A 3254-nucleotide genomic window follows, 5' to 3' on the forward strand; every position below is an offset into this window, starting at 1 on the left:
GTGATCCGCCCCCCGTCCCGCCCCCTCCCTTCCCTTCCGCTTCCCCCTCCCCTCTCCCCCCCCCCCCCCCCTCCCCCCCCCCCCTCTCCTCCCCCCCCCCCCCCCCCCCCCCCCCCCCACCGCACGCCGGGGCGAGGCACGGGGCGGGGCGAGGCGCGGATCAGCAGGCCGGGGCGCGGGTCAGGACGAGGCGACCCGCAGTGACCCTCTGCTCGTCCGGCGGCGACTCTCGCCGTCCGTGAGCTCCCTCGTCACGCCCGCCCACCACTGGGCGCCCTCCTCGATGTGGCGCAGCAGGATGCCCTCGCGGACCGCCCAGGGGCAGATGTCCGCCGATTTGACGCCCATGAGTTTCATGGCCGTGTGCCCGACGACCGCCCCGGCCAGACTCTGGGCCGCCCGCGGCGCCGAGATCCCCGGAAGCCCGGCGCGCTCGGCCGCGGGCAGCAGCGCGAGCCGCTCCTTGGCCCGGCGCAGCGCGGACCGCTCGAGGCGGCGGGACGCGAACAGGCCGTGGCGGCCTGGGACTTCACCGGTCAGCCGGGCCAGCTGCTGGAACGTCCGCGAGGTGGCGACGGCCGTGCGGGGCCCCTCCCAGCGGATCCGCGCGGCCACGTCCCGCAGCTGATGGCGGACCCGGCGCCGCAGCGCCTTGAGCGCCTGCGGGGACGGCGGGTCCGCGTCGTGCAGGAACTCGTGCGTCAGCCTGTTCGCGCCGAGCGGCAGGCTCGCCACGAAGTCCGGCAGCCGCCCGCGCCCGTACGCCACCTCCAGTGAGCCGCCGCCGATGTCGAACAGGACGAGCGGCCCCGCCTGCCAGCCGAGCCACCGCCGCGCGCCGAGGAACGTCAGCTCCGCCTCCAGCTCACCGGGCAGGGTGCACAGACCGACACCGGTGCTCGCCCGGACGGCGTGCAGGACGTCGAGGCGGTTCGGCGCGTCCCGCACCACCGCGGTCGCGAAGGCCAACGGCTCGGCGGCGCCCCACCGTTCGGCCGTCACCGCGGCCTCGTCGACGGCGCGCACGAGATGCCTCACGGCGTCCTCGTCCAGCGGTCCGCCGGGCTCCACCCGCTCGCCGAGGCGTAGCCGCCACTTCGCGGTGTGCACGGGCAGCGGCGCCCCGCCCATGGCATCCGCCACCACCAGGCGCACCGTGCGCGATCCCACATCCAGCACGCTCACTCGCATGAGCCCTCAGTACCCCCCGGCACGTCCTGACACGCGCCGCGATTCGGACACCTGTCGTTTGCTCGTACTTCTTCTGTACGACATCTTTTCGTCAACCGTCGCGCATGGAAAGGTCATTTCGCCCCCTGATCCCTGGTCCATGATCCCCTGGCTGCTTCCCGGTCGATCGTGAGGCGCCGGATGGCCCCATGTCCTCATGGCCCCATGTCTCCATGGCCTCATGTCCTCGGATGAAGCATCCTCGGCTCGAAGCGCGGCCGAGAGTGGGGAGTCGGACCCCGTGCGATCGACTCCGGCCCGGCGGACAGGCCCTAGCGTGGCCGTATGACTTCTCCCGCCGCACCGCCCGGACACCTTCACGACCTGGTCCTGCGCGGGGGCCGGGTCCTCGATCCGGAGACCGGTCTCGACGCGATCGCCGACGTGGCCGTGACCGCGGGGACGATCTCGGCGGTCTCGCCGACGGCCCCGGCCGCCCCCGCGCCCGAGGCCTCCCCGCAACCGCCGTGGCGCCTGGCCGCACGCCGGACGCTCGACGTGACGGGCCTGGTCGTCGCCCCGGGCTTCATCGACCTGCACAGCCACTCGCACACCGTGCCCGGCCACCGCCTGCAAGCCCTCGACGGGGTGACGACGGCCCTGGAACTCGAACTCGGCCTCTCCCCCGTCGCGGAGGCCTACCGGCAGGCCGCCGTCGAGGGCCGCCCGCTCAACTACGGCTTCTCCGCCTCCTGGGCGCAGGCCCGCATGGCCGCCGTCGGCGCGCTCCCGCACGGCGGCGGCGCGACGGCCGCCCTGGACCACCTGGGCGACGCGGCCTGGCAGCGCGAGGCCACCCGGCCCCAGGAGGAGGCGCTCCTTGAGCTGTTGCGCCGCGACCTCGCCGACGGCGCCCTCGGCATCGGCCTCATCGTCGGCTACGCGCCCCGCATCCGGCCCGAGGAGTACCTGGCCGTGGCCCGCCTCGCCGCGCTCGCCGGGCTGCCGACCTTCACGCACGCCAGGAACCTCGTCGAGCAGGTCGCGGACACTCCCGTCGACGGCGCCGAGGAGATCGCGCGGGCGGCGGGCGAGACCGGTGTGCACGCCCACTACTGCCATGTGACGTCGACGTCCCGGCGGCACACCGACCGGGTCCTCGCCCTCATGGACCGGACCCGGGCCGAGGGCGGCCGGGTCTCCACGGAGGCGTATCCGTACGGCGCGGGCATGACCGCCGTCGGCGCCTCGTTCCTCGCGCCGGAGCTGCTGCCCGCGGCCGGGCTCGACGTCACGGACGTGGTCCTCGCGGCGACGGGCGAGCGGGTCCGCGACGCCGGTCGGCTGCGCGAGCTGCGCGCCGCCGACCCGGGCGCCCTCGCCGTCCTGCACTTCCTCGACGAGGCCGACGCACACGACCGGGCGTTCATCGACCGGGCCCTGCTGCACCCCGCGACGGTCATCGGCTCCGACGCGATGCCGCTGACCTGGACCGGTCCGGCGCCGGACCCACTGGCGTGGCCGCTGCCGCCGGGCGCCGCGGTCACCCACCCGCGCACCGCGGGCACGTTCGCCAGGATGCTGCGCCGCTACGTCCGCGAACTCGGCGCCCTCGACCTCCTGGACGCCGTCGGCCGCGCCACGCTGCTGCCCGCGCGCGTCCTGGAGTCCGGCGTGCCCGCGCTGCGCCACAAGGGGCGCGTCCAGGTCGGCTGCGACGCCGACCTCGCCGTCTTCGACCTCGCGGCGGTCGGCGACCGGGCCACGTACGCCGACAGCACCCTGCCGTCGGTGGGGTTCGCCCATGTGCTGGTCGGCGGGGTGCCGGTGGTGGCGGACGGGGAGGTGGTGGCGGGGGCGCTGCCGGGGCGGCCGGTGCGGCGCTGAGCGCCCGGGGCCTTCGGATGCCCCGGGCGCAGGGCGAATAGGCGAGGGTCTCGGAGTCCGCCGACTCCGAGACCCTCAGTTCAGGGGGAGCTTCGCTCCTACCGCTTGGCGTCCTTGTTGAAGGAGGCCTTGGCCCACAGGTAGCCGACGATGGACAGACCGAAGAGCCAGGCCAGGGCGATCCAGGCGTCGTTGCC

Annotated in this window: 2 protein-coding genes; one reads left to right on the forward strand and one right to left on the reverse strand. The window is 75.4% G+C overall.

Annotated features, from left to right (window positions below):
* Positions 1-180: 180 nt before the first annotated feature.
* Positions 181-1191, reverse strand: coding sequence for a Ppx/GppA family phosphatase (locus ACZ6AA_RS39245; protein ID WP_468458561.1), 1011 nt, complete (start codon positions 1189-1191; stop codon positions 181-183).
* A 324-nt stretch (positions 1192-1515) separates the two neighbouring features.
* Between ACZ6AA_RS39245 and ACZ6AA_RS39250 the strand changes: the two genes are divergently transcribed.
* Positions 1516-3057, forward strand: coding sequence for an amidohydrolase family protein (locus tag ACZ6AA_RS39250; protein WP_468458559.1), 1542 nt, complete (start codon positions 1516-1518; stop codon positions 3055-3057).
* Positions 3058-3254 lie beyond the last annotated feature (197 nt).

This window comes from Streptomyces sp. NPDC040610, from assembly GCF_055594065.1.

What these genes read in the sequence shown, in the direction of transcription:
- ACZ6AA_RS39245 (WP_468458561.1), bottom strand. Translation starts at nt 1,191, where the DNA reads ATGCGAGTGAGCGTGCTGGATGTGGGATCGCGCACGGTGCGCCTGGTG.
- ACZ6AA_RS39250 (WP_468458559.1), top strand. Translation starts at nt 1,516, where the DNA reads ATGACTTCTCCCGCCGCACCGCCCGGACACCTTCACGACCTGGTCCTG.